This window comes from Mesorhizobium sp. WSM4815, assembly GCF_055811575.1.
In genome coordinates this window covers 159,567-176,324 of record NZ_JBVVQS010000099.1, presented here as the reverse complement: position 1 = coordinate 176,324, position 16,758 = coordinate 159,567, and the positions used below count along the sequence as shown (strand labels likewise).

Annotated in this window: 16 protein-coding genes; 10 read left to right on the top strand and 6 right to left on the bottom strand. The window is 61.5% G+C overall.

Translation table 11 applies throughout. The features are described 5' to 3' along the window. Nucleotides 1-369 precede the first annotated feature (369 nt). Nucleotides 370-558 carry a hypothetical protein gene (locus AC0L2B_RS24030; RefSeq protein WP_473747085.1) on the bottom strand — a complete coding sequence of 63 codons (189 nt, stop codon included), beginning with the start codon at nucleotides 556-558 and terminating at the stop codon, nucleotides 370-372. An 860-nt stretch (nucleotides 559-1,418) separates the two neighbouring features. Continuing rightward, nucleotides 1,419-1,604 (bottom strand): hypothetical protein, encoded by a 186-nt coding sequence (locus AC0L2B_RS24025; RefSeq protein WP_023797083.1) that lies wholly within the window; start codon nucleotides 1,602-1,604, stop codon nucleotides 1,419-1,421. 338 nt (nucleotides 1,605-1,942) lie between these two features. Here AC0L2B_RS24025 and AC0L2B_RS24020 point away from each other — a divergent pair, with 338 nt between their 5' ends. The 3 genes from AC0L2B_RS24020 to AC0L2B_RS24010 all read left to right on the top strand — a co-directional run bounded on the left by AC0L2B_RS24020 (nucleotide 1,943) and on the right by AC0L2B_RS24010 (nucleotide 4,038). Then, nucleotides 1,943-2,350, top strand: a complete 408-nt coding sequence (locus AC0L2B_RS24020; RefSeq protein WP_473747241.1) for a type II toxin-antitoxin system HicB family antitoxin — start codon at nucleotides 1,943-1,945, stop codon at nucleotides 2,348-2,350. A gap of 188 nt (nucleotides 2,351-2,538) precedes the next feature. Next, nucleotides 2,539-3,120 (top strand): VOC family protein, encoded by a 582-nt coding sequence (locus AC0L2B_RS24015; RefSeq protein ID WP_091593265.1) that lies wholly within the window; start codon nucleotides 2,539-2,541, stop codon nucleotides 3,118-3,120. A gap of 27 nt (nucleotides 3,121-3,147) precedes the next feature. Continuing rightward, nucleotides 3,148-4,038 (top strand): glutathione S-transferase family protein, encoded by an 891-nt coding sequence (locus AC0L2B_RS24010; protein ID WP_473747084.1) that lies wholly within the window; start codon nucleotides 3,148-3,150, stop codon nucleotides 4,036-4,038. Between the two features lie 465 nt (nucleotides 4,039-4,503). Here the strand turns inward: AC0L2B_RS24010 and AC0L2B_RS24005 are convergent, their stop codons facing one another. The 3 genes from AC0L2B_RS24005 to AC0L2B_RS23995 form a co-directional block, all read right to left on the bottom strand. Then, the gene (locus tag AC0L2B_RS24005; protein ID WP_473747083.1) at nucleotides 4,504-5,388 is read right to left on the bottom strand and encodes a hypothetical protein; all 885 of its coding nucleotides are present in this window, start codon (nucleotides 5,386-5,388) and stop codon (nucleotides 4,504-4,506) included. Between the two features lie 534 nt (nucleotides 5,389-5,922). Further along, a complete protein-coding gene (locus tag AC0L2B_RS24000) occupies nucleotides 5,923-6,138 on the bottom strand; it encodes a hypothetical protein (RefSeq protein WP_473515472.1) in 216 nt (71 codons plus the stop codon). Between the two features lie 228 nt (nucleotides 6,139-6,366). Continuing rightward, the gene (locus AC0L2B_RS23995; protein WP_473747082.1) at nucleotides 6,367-6,693 is read right to left on the bottom strand and encodes a hypothetical protein; all 327 of its coding nucleotides are present in this window, start codon (nucleotides 6,691-6,693) and stop codon (nucleotides 6,367-6,369) included. A gap of 812 nt (nucleotides 6,694-7,505) precedes the next feature. On the opposite strand from AC0L2B_RS23995, the gene AC0L2B_RS23990 reads away from it, so the two are divergent. From AC0L2B_RS23990 to phoB, 6 genes are all read left to right on the top strand, one after another. Continuing rightward, nucleotides 7,506-8,510: a PstS family phosphate ABC transporter substrate-binding protein gene (locus AC0L2B_RS23990; protein WP_473747081.1), complete on the top strand. Its 1,005-nt coding sequence runs from the start codon at nucleotides 7,506-7,508 to the stop codon at nucleotides 8,508-8,510. Between the two features lie 119 nt (nucleotides 8,511-8,629). Beyond that, nucleotides 8,630-10,018: a phosphate ABC transporter permease subunit PstC gene (pstC, locus tag AC0L2B_RS23985; protein WP_473512191.1), complete on the top strand. Its 1,389-nt coding sequence runs from the start codon at nucleotides 8,630-8,632 to the stop codon at nucleotides 10,016-10,018. Beyond that, nucleotides 10,011-11,624 (top strand): phosphate ABC transporter permease PstA, encoded by a 1,614-nt coding sequence (gene pstA, locus AC0L2B_RS23980; protein ID WP_473747080.1) that lies wholly within the window; start codon nucleotides 10,011-10,013, stop codon nucleotides 11,622-11,624. Before pstC ends, pstA begins: the two co-directional genes overlap by 8 nt. A gap of 12 nt (nucleotides 11,625-11,636) precedes the next feature. Continuing rightward, nucleotides 11,637-12,452: a phosphate ABC transporter ATP-binding protein PstB gene (gene pstB, locus AC0L2B_RS23975; protein WP_023797094.1), complete on the top strand. Its 816-nt coding sequence runs from the start codon at nucleotides 11,637-11,639 to the stop codon at nucleotides 12,450-12,452. A 35-nt stretch (nucleotides 12,453-12,487) separates the two neighbouring features. Then, on the top strand, nucleotides 12,488-13,195 hold the full coding sequence (gene phoU, locus AC0L2B_RS23970) for a phosphate signaling complex protein PhoU (protein WP_023797095.1): 708 nt from the start codon (nucleotides 12,488-12,490) through the stop codon (nucleotides 13,193-13,195). 16 nt (nucleotides 13,196-13,211) lie between these two features. Next, the gene (gene phoB / locus AC0L2B_RS23965) at nucleotides 13,212-13,901 is read left to right on the top strand and encodes a phosphate regulon transcriptional regulator PhoB (protein WP_031254097.1); all 690 of its coding nucleotides are present in this window, start codon (nucleotides 13,212-13,214) and stop codon (nucleotides 13,899-13,901) included. Between the two features lie 277 nt (nucleotides 13,902-14,178). Here the strand turns inward: phoB and AC0L2B_RS23960 are convergent, their stop codons facing one another. After that, nucleotides 14,179-15,426: an ROK family protein gene (locus AC0L2B_RS23960; protein WP_473747078.1), complete on the bottom strand. Its 1,248-nt coding sequence runs from the start codon at nucleotides 15,424-15,426 to the stop codon at nucleotides 14,179-14,181. Nucleotides 15,427-15,692: 266 nt separating this feature from the next. On the opposite strand from AC0L2B_RS23960, the gene xylF reads away from it, so the two are divergent. Next, nucleotides 15,693-16,733, top strand: coding sequence for a D-xylose ABC transporter substrate-binding protein (gene xylF / locus AC0L2B_RS23955; RefSeq protein ID WP_473747077.1), 1,041 nt, complete (start codon nucleotides 15,693-15,695; stop codon nucleotides 16,731-16,733). Nucleotides 16,734-16,758 lie beyond the last annotated feature (25 nt).

Genomic DNA, 16,758 nt, shown 5'->3' with positions numbered 1-16,758 from the left:
ACCAAATTGACTCTAGGCTCATCCGATTTGACAGCCAGGGGAACGGAACGTGACCATTTTACTAAATTACAAATGATGCATTTAGCCGCCTATCGTAGAAGTAGCCGGCGACCGTCCCGCAGACGCCCCCTCGCCGGTCAGGCCCAGCGGCCACCCGCCCAACTCCAACTGACTGCTGGGCCGCCCATTGACTCTCGCTCTCGCTACTCAAAGCTCGGGCTGTGACGTGCACACCTTCGCCGTGCGTAACGGAAACTCAGGCGCTATAGAAAATACCTGCCAGCGAGGGCGTACCATGCCAAGCCCAACATTGAGAGCACATACAGAACCAGGAACGGAAGCACGGACGGCTGGCTGTCGAGGGCGGGGTCAGCTCTTTCCAGTTCCTCGACCAGATTGCGATCCCGCCTGGGCCTTCGTGACCACCAAACCGTGCGGCGCAATTTTACTCTCAGCTTCTCTCGAAATTCTTTTCGCGATATCGGCTCGGATCACTGGATCCTCGGGCAGGTTGCCCGGAAACCCCTCAGGAAGATTGTCGCCATCGTTCTTGTCCATGGCGCCAACAATGTTCTCTGCCTCACTTATGTTCCAAGTTTCTAATGTAAAATTTTGACCGCTGGCCAGTCAACACTGCCCGACGGCATCGAGGCTGACGCCGCGTTGCTCGGTCTAAGGGGCTGGACGTCCGAAGAGCCTGGCGTGAAATGAGCAGCGGGGACCGGGTGGGGGGCTTGGGGTTAGTCCCCGCTGCTTTGAGCTGCCTTCGCGGGGTGCAGTGGCAGCACAACTAAATAGTGACTGAGCGATGACAGGACCAAGACAGCGGAGCCTTGGGCACCCTGTCAGTCTTACACCGGCTAGTGCCGGCCCCAAAGGCCACCCGGGCGGGTGTCTCAAGAGTGCGGCCGGGGACGGGCCTTCAAAGATTGCGACTTCCGTACCCCAGCCTACACTCCGGCCTGACGCGCGTGCCCACCCAACCCAGCGTCAAGCGACAGGTCATTAGTAGCCGATAAAGATCGCCCCCAAATCGGCCGCTTGAGCTAGCTCGGATAGACAATTCGGGTGAGCGGGTTCAACGGGGTTAAAAGGAGGGGTCAGAATATCCGGGCCAACAGGCTAATGCGAACTAAAGTGAGAGCTTCATGGCCATAGTACACCTCCTCCTCGCCACCTAAGGCTTGAAGGGCAGAGGGCCGATGCACGTTTCCACTTGGGTCCCCGCTTGGACCAGCTGCTCGGATGCACCTCGGACATTGTTGCAGGCATAGCTGACGCCGACCAATTCGGTCTTCACGAACTCGCGCGTGTTTAGAATTGCGGCGGTCAGTTCTCCGTGGAAGCACAGCCGCTGTGGGCTCATCGCTTGTCCCTCAACGGCGGCGGGCTCCCCTTAGCAGGACCCGTAAGGGCAGCTATGGAGTTTCGTCCCGCCCGGCCTTGCCGATTGCCTCAAACAATGATGCCAGAGTTGGCGGCAGTTCTGGTTCGACCTCCAGCCCAAGCAGCTTGTGTACGTGATGACGATTGTCTTCGGTGCCGATCAGCTCCCGAACGGCGTCGGCAAGGGTCTTATGGCCCGCTGCATCACGCTTTGCCATGTCTGCATGTCCCAACCCGCCCAAGGGCCGCAACTCGCAGGTCACGGAATGGTTGCATTAGGGGCCGGAATGTTTGGTAGAAATTTCTGAGCGGGGGATCGGATAACTGGCTCACCAGATCACCAGGCCCCTTCATGAGGCCCACGGACTTTATGAACTGTCATTTTGAAAAAGCCCGCGCCTCTGGCGGAGAACGCGAGGCGATAACCTCTTACCGAAGAAGGGATAGTCAGGCGGCGATACACAAAACCCCGCCGGAGCGGGGTTTTGATTCTAAGGCCGTTGCAGACTTGTTATCGTCCTCGCAATGGCCTGCCACCGTTGCCAGTGGTCTTACAATCCGCCGAAGCGGTAACGCTACCGGCAGCGACTTCGGTGTGTCCTTTCCTGATTTTCCCGGCGTTGTCACCGCCGGCACCGATCTGGACGACGCTAGTGCTATGGCTGAGGAGGCCCTTGCCCTTCACATCGAAGGGCTTGTGGAAGATGGCGAAGCCATTCCAGAACCCTCCAGCTTGGAAGATGTCATGGCCGACGCCGATAATCGAGACGGCGTCGCAATCTTGGTTGCGGTGAAGACCGAGGCCAAGAAAGCTGTCCGCGTCAACATCACGCTCGCTGAAGATGTTCCAAGCCAAATTGACGCCTTTGCCGAGGCGCACGGTTATACCCGGTCCGGCTTTATCGCGAAGGCGGCTCAAAGAATCATCGAGCTTGAGGGCGGCCGAAAGGCTCGCAGCGCTTAGCTACCGTTTGCGCTACCCAGGGTCTTCCAATGCAAGCGTCCCTATGTGGCCTGGCTTCTGGCGCATCGTCACCGGTTGATTTAGCATCTCCTGATAATCCTCGTGCCAGGCACAAGGCAGCACAACTGCGAGCGGCACCGGGGCGAGGTGAACACGACGACGACATCCGGCTGCCAGGGAGACGGCCAATGCAGAAGCTGCAATCGCAAGGCGTCCATCACATCACGCTGGTCGGCGCCGGGCGCCAGACCTCGATCGATTTCTGGGAAGGCGTGCTTGGCATGCCTTTCATCTTCGAGCAGCCCAACCTCGACAAGGCCAGCGAAAGCCACCTCTATTTCGATCCGGGCGACGGCCGGCTGATCACCATCTTCACCGACGAGAGCCGCACGCCGGTCAAACGGCGCACGCCGACCGATCCGGGCTGCGTCCATCACATCGCGTTTGCGGTGTCGCGGGTCACCTTCCTGCAGGCGGTCGCCCGGCTCGACGAGCGCGCCATCAAGCACAGCGGCGTCAAGGATCGCGGTTTTATGGATTCGATCTACTTCGAGGATCCGCTCGGCCTGCTGATCGAGCTCGCTTCCTACCGTTTCGAGCCGCCGGCGGGATTTACCCATGCCGACGTGCTGATGCAGGCGCACAAGCTTCGCGTCGCGCGCGGCGACTACGCAATCGCCGAAGTGCATCTCGCCGACGCGATCCAGGCGCTGGTCGAGCGCTCCCGTGCGACCTTGTCAGAAGACCGCGCGCCGAAAAATCCATTCTGACAACAGGCCAAACAAAGGGAGGGCACAATGGCAAAGATGACAACGAAGAGTGCGAAGAAGCCGGCCGCCAAGGCCGCTACAAAACCAGCTGCCAAGGCCGCGACAAAGCCTGCAGCCAAGGCATCGAAAGCTTCCGCCGAGCCGGCAGCGAAAGCCGCCGCAAAAGCTGCAGGTAAGGCGTCCGCGAAATCCGCGCGGAAGACTAAGGCGAAATCAGGAAAGAAGCCTGCGCTGACGCTCAGCATGCTGAAGCCGAGCGTCAACAATATGAGCGTACGGGTGTTTGCGCGCGCGGCCGGGCTCGACCATTCCGAGACCGACGTATGGGGCCACACGCGCTCGCCCGAGTATATGGCGCGAAACCCGGCCCATCTGACGCCGATGATCGAGGACAAGAGCCTGCCCAGGGGCGTGTTGTGGGAAAGCTGCGCCATCATGCAGTATCTCGCCAACAAGCACGGGCTGGACAAATTATATCCCAAGGCGCCGGCCAAGCGGGCGATGATCGACAGCGCCATGTTCTATCTGATCGGCACGCTCTACCCCTATGTGGCGCGCGCCACCTATCCTGCGCTGAATTTCCCGCAATATGCCGGCGAGGTCGGCCACAGCGACGCTCATCCCGACAAGAAGGCGGAAGCCCAGAAGGCCGCTATAGCAGCGATAGCCGAGCCGCTGGAGGTCTTTCACAGCTTCTTCAGGAACGGCAAGCCGTTCATCGGCGGCAAGAACCCGTCGATCGCCGACATCCGCCTGGCGGCGACGCTCGAATTCCTGGCCGCCATCGACTACGCGCTGCCGCAATGGGCGAAGGAGTACATGACGGCGATCGAAAAGAAGCTCGGCAAGGCCTACGCCGAGCCGGCGGCCGACGTGCGCGGCTATATCGCCCATGTGAAGTCGCAGGCCGGGGCGTGAGGCTTTCACTCTCACGGTTTTGCTTGCCCAGGCCGATCTAAACCGAGCCCGAAGGCCCGCGGCCTTTTACGGGACGTAAGAATGTTTGAAGCGTCGACGACGAAGCGACGATTGACCTGGAGGCAGCGGTCCTGATGATCAGGCCTGCGCGGGTGGCGTCCATAGAAGGGACTGTGTATGACCCGCAAACTACCCTTATTCGCCGCGTTCGGCCTGGCGCTTGCTGCCCTGGCGGCGTGTGACCAAACTCAATCGGGAGGAACGCAGGCGACGACCGCTGGCCAATTGCCGCCACCTCCAGCCGACACGATGACGCCGGCACCCGCAACCCCGCCAGCTCAGACAGCCCCTGTTCAGTAGCAGATCGTCGTTTTCAAAAAGGAACCCTCGCCCCGAGAGGCGGGGGTTCGCTTTTGCCATTTCAGCTGCGAAGCGGTGCGGCATGACTGATGCTGCGCTTGTCCTTCAGGGACCGAACATTACAAGCTCGGTGAACGACAGATCTCCAAGCGAGGGTGGTCTGGGACCCCTAAAATATTTCAGCCCGCTGTTGGCGCGGTACCACCCGAACAGACCTCCAATCGGCTCCCTGGCGTCGACGACGCAAAGCAGGATGCCGCTTCGCAAGAGAAAGCGCCCGATGGCACCGGCGCACCGGCTCAAATCCGCGAGGGAGCGGCAATAGACGATCTGATAGGATGGGATAAGACCGCGCAATATCCGGCGCGGCATCAATACGAAAGGAAACGCTGCTCCGTCGCAAATGCAAATCAATGACCGGCAGCCAAGTGCTGAGTGTTCCGAGAGTATGTACCTCTCGCTGTCGGACAGCATCGCCATTTCCGCAAGATCGGGACGAGCTTCAAGCACGCGACATGACCGCTGCGACGAACTAAAAGCCGGCAAGAAGGCAAATTGTCCGGTGGTGAAGGGCCGAAAACCGAGCGCCCAGTTGGCTTTCAACGTTGCGGGCGCCGGCGAAATATTGGTGTAGGTCACGTCCCTTCGCTTGAGAATCGTCGTGACCAATTTGGCGCCATAGGGACGGAATTCTGCGTCGACGGACCAGCTTGAAAGGTTGCAGCGGACTTCGTCGCCTTCCTGCCCGGGATAACGGGTATAAAGGGTCAGCACAACGCCGACGATCCGATCGGCCTTCTCCAAGGCCAAGCCGTATTGTGGGAACTCGGCGACGGGAGGCCGCTGCGCCAAACGGGTTAGCGCCTGTATCCAGTAACTCCGGTCACGCTTCGGAAACCCCCGGCACAGGCAGTCGACCACTCCTTGCCAATCTGCTTCGCGAATTGGTCGACAGCGAACGCCAGGAGGGAGAGCGCCAAGCACGGCCATAAGTCGACTTCCAGAATAGGCTAAAGCGCGTTTCGGCTGAACGGATCCAATGCGACGCGCTTTAAGTTCTTGATTTTATGCATGTCGTTATCGCAAAAACGCTGCGCAGCCTCGGGTCAGGCCCGAGGGCATGCTTTTGCGCGACATGCATCTTCGGTATGCCTCATACGCTAACACGTTGGCGTACAACGATTAATAATATGTGCCGCATTTAAAGACGACTTTCTGCACTGATCACGAAGACGCAAATCAGATTGGCCACGACGCGTCGACGAGCGGTTCCCGTCAATTAAGGAATCGTTAACTAAATCCCTATCTACTGGTCGGCAATTCACCTCCAACCCGTGACCACGGATGTACTGGCGCGGTCGAGGTGGAAGGAAAGGTCGGCCATGTGCCGGCCTTTTTGTCTCGAGGGCTATTGTCGTCGGGCGCCCTCAGCTTCAAGCGTAACGGCACGCTGATGGGGCCGCCGATTCAGCCAAGCGTCGTTCGGTGGCGTCACCTCGAGCGATCGGACCGGTTCACCAGATATCAGTGTTGCCCGCGTCTCGCATTGACATGGCGTGCCAATTCCGGCGTCTCGAAGACGTAGTCGCTCCAGGCCGATTCCGGAATCTGACCGGCCAGATAGCATTCCAGCAAAAGACGTTGCTCAGGACTGAGAGGTCTCGGCGCGCGCTCATGGTCCAGTCTCAGCGAGTGAAGCAGATTTCTGGTCACGTCCGAGACAGTGAAGTGAATCGACATGTGTTCGGTCTCCATGCGCCAAATCAAAACGCCACAGCGTGTGTTGTGCGTCCAAAGCGACGGGCGGCACTGCAATGGCTGTTTAACGTCGAAGGCCGGATAAGGTTCAACGCGGCTGCCGGCAACGCCGATCAGGCAGCCCGAAACCCACCAGTCAGCTCTCGGCCTGCGCGTCTAACCGAACCGCTGCGGCAGCTGCGCAGCAACGTTTTCGGGGCGGCCGGCTGGCTATTCGCAGACCATGCGGACCCGTTTCCCGGGTTGGCTGACGTTCCTGCAGGCGAGCGGTTTCGCCGGCTCGGGTGACGGCGTCGGCGGTTGTTTGGCAATCCTGGCGATTTTCCTTCTCGGCGCCGCGGAGGTGTCGATTTTGCGCGCCGCCGCTGTTTCAGGCGTTTCGGGCGCCGCAGGAAAGATATCGGTCTGCAGCAACTGAGGCCGTTCGGCTTGCGCCTGCTGCTGCGGCCGGTCCCAGAACCGCCGGACATCGAGCGGCCTTGGAATGACGACGGTGCCGTCGTAGCTGCGCGAGCAGCCGCCCCCTAGCAGCAGCATCGGGCACACGAAAAAAGGCAGGATCCGTCGCAACATCGGCAACACCCTTGCGGGATCTATAACGCGGCTTCGGTTCTACCGACAACCGTCGGAATACACTGCGGACAAGGCTAGCGCATGACCCGGAGAATCGGAATCGATTTCGCTGGGGATCATGCGCAAAAATCAAAGTGCCGCAGCGTCCCTGGCGCGACTTTGGCGCGATTGGGGGTCGGGGCATGGACGATTGCCTGCCCAAGCCCATCAGCCCTAAGCCCATTAGCCAAGGGCGCCTTGCTCGAAAAGGTCCGCGGACGGGAAATCCACGCGCGGGATAGCCACGTCGGCCTATCGGGTCCAGCCGATTCGGCGACGCGTTGCGACAAGGCTATGGTGCGATCGCACCATACCAAAGCATGCGCCCGGTTGGAACAATAAGCGCATTCGAGTTCCGCTCCTCCAGTTACGGGCGGGAGCAGCGACCGCCGGCAAGAAGCAGGGTCAGATTTACCCCAACGGACCTGCTTCGGCGATGGCACGGCCATGACCTCCTTGGCCGCATGCAACGCGCTCCCGCCCGGATTTTCTTTTTCGGCGCCAATTGTTCGCCCGTCCAGGCAAATGCCGGCCGCAATTCGCGCAAGCTGCTGATTCCAGCGGCAAACCACGGCTGTACCGGCGAGACCCGCGGCCCTTCCTTTTGACGGGGCAGTGCGGCGGTTACCGGGCTGACATCAAACTGTCATGTGACTGTAATAATCGGGGGCTATGGCCTCAGCGGGCGCCGAAGGAATGGCGCCGAGAGACCATTTTTCCGAACAGGAGCAGGCCACATGAAGAAATTCCTCCTTACGGCGTCGGCCGCGGCGCTTGCGCTCGCCGCGTCGGCTGGTTATGCCGCCGCGCGCGACCAGATTCAAATCGTTGGTTCGTCCACAGTGTTCCCCTTCACGACGGCTGTCGCTGAAAAGCTCGGCCAGAGCGGAAAGATCAAGACCCCGGTCGTCGAGTCGACTGGCACCGGCGGCGGCATGAAGCTGTTTTGCCAGGGCGTCGGCGAAAATACCGCCGACTTCACCAATGCCTCGCGCGCCATCAAGGATAGCGAGCTTAAAACCTGCAAGGCAAACGGCGTGACGCCGGTCGAAATCAAGGTCGGCTTCGACGGCATCGTACTGGCCAACTCGAAGGCAGGGACTGTCGTCGATCTGACCAAGGAACAGGTTTTCAAGGCGCTCGCCAAGAACGTCGCTGTTGACGGCAAGGTCGTCGCCAACCCCTACAAGAACTGGTCGGATGTCGATGCATCGCTTCCCGCGACAAAGATCGAGGTGCTTGGCCCGCCGCCGACATCCGGCACGCGCGATGCGTTCGTCGAACTCGTCATGGATGCGGCCTGCCAGGAAGAAGTGAAGGCGGCTAATGAAAAGGGCTGCGGCGAGATCCGCGAAGACGGCGCTTTTGTCGAGGCCGGCGAAAACGACAATCTGATCGTCCAGAAGCTGGAAGCCAACCCCAATGCCTTCGGCGTCTTTGGCTTCTCGTTCCTTGACCAGAACGCCGACAAGCTGCAGGGCCACAAGGTCGACGGCGTCGAGCCGACTTTCGAGAACATCGCATCCGGCGATTACGGCGTTTCCCGCTCGCTCTTTGTCTATGCCAAAAAAGAGCATGTCGGTGTCATCCCCGGCATGCAGGAGTTCATCGCCGAGTACACCTCGGATGCTGCATGGGGTCCTGATGGTTATCTGGCCGACAAGGGCCTGATCCCGCTGCCGGACGCCGAGCGCGCCAAGTCGGCCGAAAACGCCAAGGCCCTGAAGGGCATGGGCTCCTGATGTTTCGGGGTCCGAGCCTACCGCTCTGACCCCTCATATCCTAAAGCACAAAGCGCGGGATCTTAGGTCCCGTGCTTTGAGCCGGTGAATGACCGGCGGTCGAGGGGACGTCCCGAATCATGGTCGGTTATCTCGTTGTTCTTCTGGTGGTTCTGGCCGCTGCTGCCTATTGGCTCGGCCGGACCCGCGCTATTGCCAGCGTCAATGGCGACGTCGCGCGACTGCATTCGCTGCCTGGCCAGCATGGCATGTTTCTGGCGCTTTTTGCTGCCGGTCCCGCGCTGCTTGCGATCGTGTTGTGGTCGCTGGTGACGCCGGGAATTGAATCGTCGATCATTGCCGACCGCTTCGCCTCCGAGTTGTCGGGAATGGGCGTCCCGCAGGTCGAAGCTTTCATCCGCGACGCTCGCGCGATGGCCTTTGGCGGGCTTGTCGGCTTCGCCGACCCCACGAAAGAGGCGGCCGCCGCCCTCTACAAATCGGTCCATGCGACCAGCACCTGGATCATCTGGACCGTCGCACTCGTGCTTTCCGCGTCCGGATTTTACTGGGCCTATTCACGCATCGCCCAGGCCTACCGGGCGCGCCACGTGGTCGAGCGCGTTCTTCGCGCATTCTTGATCGCCTGTTCGGTGGTCGCGATCCTGACGACGATCGGCATCGTCCTGTCGCTTATCTTCGAGTCGCTGCGGTTCTTCCAACAGGTGCCGTTCTACAAGTTCCTGTTCGGCACGCATTGGTCGCCGCAGAGCGCCTTCACCGGCGCGGGAGCCGAGGCCGGGGCGGTCAACGAGGACATTTTCGGCATGGTGCCGCTCTTTGCCGGCACGTTGCTCATCACCTTCATCGCCATGCTGGTGGCCGCGCCTATCGGGCTGATGGCTGCGATTTACCTTTCGGATTACGCCTCCAAAAGCGTCCGCGCGGTCGCAAAGCCGGTTCTGGAAATCCTCGCCGGCATTCCGACCGTCGTCTACGGCTTCTTCGCCGCGCTGACGGTTGCGCCCTACTTCCGCGGTATCGGCGAAAGCCTGGGCCTCAACGTCGCATCTGAATCCGCGCTCGCCGCAGGCGTGGTCATGGGTATCATGATCATTCCCTTCGTTTCCTCGCTTTCCGACGATGTGATCAACGCCGTTCCGCAATCCCTGAGAGACGGTTCTGCCGGCCTCGGCGCGACCAAGTCGGAAACCATCCGCAAGGTGGTCCTTCCCGCTGCCCTTCCGGGCATCGTTTCGGCGATGCTGCTTGCCGTCAGCCGCGCAATCGGCGAAACGATGATCGTGGTCATGGCGGCGGGGCTGGCGGCAAACCTCACGGCAAATCCGCTCGAAGCGGTCACCACCGTGACCGTGCAGATCGTGACGCTGCTGGTGGGCGACCAGGAGTTCGACAGCGCCAAGACGCTTGCAGCCTTCGCACTCGGCCTGGTGCTGTTCTGCATCACGCTTACCCTCAACATCGTCGCTTTGCGCGTCGTCCAGAAATACCGAGAGCAATATGACTGATGCGATCTCGTCATTCGGCGCCGTCGGACGGCCGGTCAGCATTCATACCGACGATGCCGCGAAGGCGCGGCTGAAGGGCCGCTACCGCACGGAAACGTGGTTCAAATGGCTCGGCGCCGCGGCTGTCGCGTTGGCCGGCTTGTTCCTTGTGCTGCTCCTGTCGACGATCGTCACGCAGGCGATTCCGGCGCTGCGGCAGAACTATGTGACGCTGCCGATCGATCTTTCAGCGGCCAAGGTCGACCCGGCGAAACTCGATGAAGTGAACTACGACGCCATCGCTCAGGAAGCGCTTACGGCAAAATTTCCGGATGTGAAGAGCCGCCAGGACAAGCGCCTGCTGCGCGGGCTGATTTCCACCGGCACAGGCGTGTTCCTGCGCAAGGATATTGCGGCTGATCCAGGGATGCTCGGAGGAACGGTGGACTATGCGGTTCCACTTGACGATTTTGCCGACCTCTATCTCAAGGGTTTGCTTGCCGACGTCGGTTCGGACGAAGCGATTTCGACAAGCGTCACGCCTTCGGGAACCAGCGGCGACATCGATCTGACCTTCGGCGACGATGCCATGCTGGCGCTGGCGCGCGGCCATGGTGCGACCGAGGGCGAAAACGGCATGTTTACGCTGACGAGCGGCGCGTCGTCGCTGCTGGTCGCGTTCAATGGCGGCACGGTCAAGCTGACCTCGCTGTCGCCTGCGGCCAACGGCACGGTGATCGCAAAAGGCACGGTGATCGAGGCGCTGGACAGCACGGCGCCCGCCGCGAGCGGCCAGGCATTCCTGCGCGTCATCGAGACGCCGGAAGCATCGCGAAAGATTTCGGACAAGGTGATCGTCTGGCTCGACACGCTGAAGAGCGCCGGCCTGATCGAAAGCCGGTTCAACTCGATCTTCTTCTTCACCGGCGCAAGCCGCGAGCCGGAATTGGCCGGTGTCTGGGGCGCGGTCGTCGGATCGTTCCTGACCATGATCGTAACTCTCGCAATCGCCTTCCCGATCGGCGTTTCAGCGGCGATCTATCTTGAGGAATTTGCGCCCAAGAACCGGCTGACGACGATGATCGAAGTGAATATCAACAATCTGGCGGCGGTGCCTTCGATCGTCTTCGGCCTGCTTGGACTTGCCGTATTCCTGAATTTCTTCGGCATGCCGCGCTCAGCCCCGGTGGTCGGCGGCATGGTGCTGGCGCTAATGACCCTGCCGATCATCATTATCGCCTCGCGCGCTTCGCTGCGCGCCGTGCCGCCTTCGATCCGCGAGGCGGCGCTTGGCATCGGAGCGTCCAAGGTCCAGACCGTATTCCATCACGTCCTGCCGCTGGCGATGCCGGGCATCATGACCGGCACCATCCTCGGAATGGCGCATGCGCTGGGCGAAACCGCGCCGTTGCTGATGATCGGCATGGTCGCCTTCATCGTCGACATTCCCGGCGGCTTCACCGATCCCGCGACGATCCTGCCGGTGCAGATTTTCATGTGGGCGGATTTCCCGGAAGCGGGGTTCCAGCAGAAGACTTCGGCGGCGATTTTGATTTTGCTGGTGTTTTTGGTCATCATGAATGCCATCGCGGTGATACTGCGCAGGCGCTTCGAGCGGCGCTGGTAAGGAGTAGAGGATATGAACATCATGACGGAAGCCGGCGTCGAGCAGAAACTGAGCAGCGCAACCAACGCCCCTTCGATCAAGATGAAGGGCGAAAAGGTCTCTGTTCACTACGGCGAGAAGCGAGCTCTGTTCGACGTCGATCTCGATGTCCGCGAGCATCAGGTGACGGCGTTGATCGGCCCATCGGGCTGCGGCAAGTCGACGTTCCTGCGTTGCCTGAACCGAATGAACGACACCATCGATATCGCGCGGGTGAGCGGCAAGATCACGCTCGACGGCGAGGATGTCTACGACCCCAAAATCGATGTCGTCGAGCTGCGAGCTCGCGTCGGCATGGTATTCCAGAAGCCGAACCCGTTCCCGAAGTCGATCTACGAAAACGTCGCCTACGGTCCGCGCATCCACGGCCTGGCCAGGAGCAAGGCCGAGTTGGACGGCATCGTCGAATCGAGCCTGAAGAAGGCCGGCCTGTTCAACGAGGTCAAGGATCGCCTACTCGAGTCGGGAACCGGTCTGTCCGGCGGACAGCAGCAGCGTCTGTGCATTGCGCGCGCCATCGCCGTGTCGCCGGAAGTGATCCTGATGGACGAGCCCTGTTCGGCGCTCGATCCAATCGCCACCGCCCGCGTCGAGGAACTAATCGACGAACTGCGCCAGAATTATACGATCGTCATCGTCACCCATTCGATGCAGCAGGCGGCGCGCGTGTCGCAACGTACGGCGATGTTCCATCTCGGCTATCTGGTCGAGGAGGGCGCGACCGACAAGATGTTCACCAACCCCGACGACAAGCGCACCCAGGACTATATCACCGGCCGGTTCGGCTGAGCGGTCCGGCGAATTTCGAACACGAGGACAGCACCATGGGTGAACACACCGTCGCATCTTTCGACGAGGAACTGGAGCACATCGACCGGCTGATCCGCGACATGGACGAGCTCGCCGCCGCAATGGTCGCAGCCTCGATCCGCGCGTTGCTTGCGTCGGACAATGCGATGGCGCAGCGCGTCGTCTCGGACGACGCCATCATGGATGCGCGGCAGCGCGAACTCGACGACAGCGCCATCACGCTGATCGCCAAGCGGCAGCCGATGGCGCAGGATCTGCGCGCCGTGGTTGGCGCAATCCGCATGGCGGGCGATCTCGAGCGCATCGGCGACCTTGCCAAGAACATAGCCAAGCGGGTCAGCGCAGTCGGGCAGAGCGCGACGCCGCGGAATCTGTCGCACGGTATCGATGCGATGGCGGATCTCGTTCTTGTGCAGCTGCGCGGCGTGGTCGAGCACTATGTGTCGCGCGATGCCGGCGCGTTGAAGGAACTGCGCGCCGACGACCAGAAGATCGACGTGAAATACACGGCGGTTTTTCGCGAGCTCCTGACCTACATGATGGAGGATCCGCGCAACATCACCGCCTGCACGCACCTTCTGTTCTGCGCCAAGAATCTCGAGCGTATCGGCGATCACGTCACCAACATCGCCGAAAACGCCTACTTTGTCGTGACCGGGCAGCAATTGCCGGCGGATCGCCCGAAGCTCGACGAAACGACGATGTCGGCGCCGGCGACATGACAGGAGTGACCGGCCGATGATCGCGCCGCGCATCATGGTGGTGGAGGATGAAGAGCCGCTGGGCGTCCTCCTCCGTTATAATCTGGAATCCGAAGGCTATCAGGTCGAGGTGGTGACGCGCGGCGACGAGGCCGAAATCCGGCTGCAGGAAAACGTGCCCGATCTTTTGGTGCTCGACTGGATGGTGCCGGCGGTTTCCGGCATCGAGCTTTGCCGGCGCCTTCGGGTGCGCCCCGAAACCGAGCGGCTGCCGATCATCATGCTGACCGCGCGCGGCGAGGAGAGCGACCGGGTGCGCGGCCTTTCGACCGGAGCCGACGACTATCTGGTCAAGCCGTTCTCGACACCGGAATTCATGGCCAGGGTCAAGGCGCTGCTGCGCCGCGCCAAGCCGGAAGTGCTGTCCAGCGTGCTCAAGGTCGGCGACATCATGCTCGATCGTGAATCGCACCGGGTCTATCGCAAGAAGAGCGAGATCCGGCTCGGGCCGACCGAATTCCGGCTGCTCGAATTCATGATGCGCCACCCGGGCCGGGTCTTCTCGCGCAGCCAGTTGCTCGACAATGTCTGGGGCGAGACGATCTACATCGACGAGCGCACGGTGGACGTCCATGTCGGCCGGTTGCGCAAGGCGGTCAACAATGGTCGCATGCCCGATGTCATCCGCACCATCCGCGGCGCGGGCTATGCGATCAGGGAAGACTAGGGGATGTGCTGATATTCAGGTGATGCCGGCCTGCAAACGGCGGCTTCCTGCGCTTACCTACAGCGCCGCGCGCCCTGTTGGGCACGCAAAGGACGCTGTAGAACTTTGATTTTGCGCACGACCTTTCCGAAATCGATCTCGATTTCGGGGTCATGCGCGGGCTCACGTACCCAAAAGTACGCTCCGCTCCGGTTCTCGGAACCCACCATTCTCGACTCGGCCTGACCTGAATCTCAACACACCCCAAGTCACGACCCGGGAATCCCTGCCTTCGGATTCAAGCCACGTTCTTTCCGACCGAGCCGGCTCGTGCCTGGATGCTCGGCGCGAAAATCTCCTGGTCGACGAAGCTTAGCGCCCGCATGGCGCAGCCTTCGCGGATCAGCGGCAGCTCGTTCGGCTCGGTGTCGAAGGAAATCGAACCCGAATGCTGGCCGCCGGCGGTCTGGGCGATGGCCTCGCGCAGCGCCGGTTCGATCAGGTCGAAGGCGGCAGCGCTGGCGCCGACCATGGCCACCGGCGCCGGATCGATCAGCGCGAACAGGCTGCCGAGCCCGAAGCCGAGTGCCTCGCCGGCCTTGCGGTAGGCTTCGCGCTCCGGTCCGTCCGTCTCGCGCGCCCGGGCCGCCAGTGCCCGCATCTCGGCGTCGCTGACATCGGCGACCGGCTCGGCGTTCTCGCTCAATTGCCTTGCACTGCGCCAGATGGCGTAGTTGCCGGCATAAGCCTCGACGCAGCCGCGCCGCCCGCAGCGGCAAAGCGCGCCGCCCGGCCGATGGATCATGTGGCCGAATTCGCCGCCCGAGGAGTGGGTGCCGGTGAACAGCTCGCCCTTCAGCACCAGCCCCATACCGATGCCGTGCGAGAGCAGGATGGCGATGAAATCGTCGCGGTAGCGATCCGGGTGGCGCCAGCGCAGCGCCACGGCCATCATGTTGCAGTCGTTCTCCATGATGGCCGGGATGCCGAACTCGCGTTCCAGAATGTCAGCGAAGGCGATGTTCGTCTGCGGCGTGATCGGCGACCACAACATGGCGCGCGCGTGGGAATCGGTGATGCCCTGGATCGCCAGCGCGATGCGGGCGACGCTTTGGACATCGAGGTCGGGATCTTCGAGCCGGCGCCGGACGATGGCGACACATTCGCCGATCAGCGCGTCGCGCGACATGGTCAGCGTGTCCAGCCGGCGCTGTTCCTCGGCGACCACTTGTCCGGCATAATCAATGACGGCGACCGACAGGAAATTCAGCGACAACACGACGGCCAACACCGCAGCGGCTTGCGGATTGAGGCTGAGGCCGACCTGCGGCCGGCCGCGTTTCAGCGAAACCGTCTCGCTCGCCTTGCTCTCGGCCAGGATGCCTTCCTGGATCAAGTCGGCAGAGATCGCCGATATGGTCGAATGGCTGAGGCCGGTGGTCGCGGCGATCTCGGTCCGCGACGGCTGGCCCGCCCGGCGCACGGCCGAAATCACCATCGCCCGGTTGCGCCGGCGCAGATCGTCATGACGGATTCCCACCGACATTTTTGTTTCCTCCTCATCGCCGCGGCCGCTCATGAATCGGAAGCCGTCGGTAATGTGCGACAAATACTGGCAGAAGCAGAAGGGGCTGTCATTATTTATTCCGAGCCTCGAAAAAAAGTCCGACAGGACGTCAAAATCCATCAGAATCGGTGTTGACAGTGCTTCGGCGTTGGACCAGTATTTTTTCGAGGCTCGAAAAAATAGGAGCCTTTGTGCCGGCCTTCGGGCCAGTTGGTCGCGCCCTACGCGGCGCAGGGAGGAATATCATGAAGAGATTCGCAGCCGCCATTCTGGCGGGGGTCGCCATGTCGCTGACGCTCGCGTCGGCCGCGCAGGCCAAGGACAAGGTCATTGGCGTTTCGTGGTCGAACTTCCAGGAAGAGCGTTGGAAGACCGACGAAGCCGCCATGAAGGCGGCGATCGAGGCCGCCGGCGACAAATATATCTCCGCTGACGCACAGGCCAATCCCGGCAAGCAGCTGACCGACGTCGAAAGCCTGATCTCGCAGGGCGCCAACGCGCTGATCATCCTTGCGCAGGATGCCTCGGCCATCGGTCCGGCGGTGCAGAAGGCGCTGGACGAAGGCATTCCGGTCGTCGGCTATGACCGGCTGATCGAGAACAAGGACGTCTTCTATCTGACCTTCGACAACCAGGAAGTCGGCCGCATGCAGGCCCGCGAAGTGTTCAAGGTGGCGCCGGAAGGCAATTACGTCTTCATCAAGGGCTCGGGCGCCGACCCTAATGCCGATTTCCTGTTCGCCGGCTCCATGGAAGTGCTCAAGGATGTCATCGACAGCGGCAAGATCAAGAATGTCGGCGAGGCTTATACGGACGGCTGGCTTCCCGCCAACGCCCAGAAGAACATGGAACAGTTCCTGACCGCCAACGACAACAAGGTCGATGCGGTGGTTGCCGCCAATGACGGCACCGCCGGTGGCGTCGTCGCGGCGCTGACGGCGCAAGGCCTGGCCGGATCCGTCCCGGTTTCGGGCCAGGACGGCGACCATGCCGCGCTGAACCGTATCGCGCTCGGCACACAGACCGTATCGGTGTGGAAAGACGCGCGCGAGCTCGGCAAGAACGCCGCCGAGATCGCCTCGCAGCTGGCCGACGGCAAGCCGATGACAGACATTGTCGGCGTCAAGGATTTCACCACGCCGGGCGGCAATGTCGTCAAGTCACTGTTCCTGACGCCGATTGCCATCACCAGGGACAATCTCAACGTCGTCATCGACGCCGGCTGGATCAAGCAGGAAGAGGTCTGCGCCGGCGTGGCGGCGGGCACCGTCTCGGTCTGCAACTGATCCGCCTTCGCTAAAAAACCTGAAA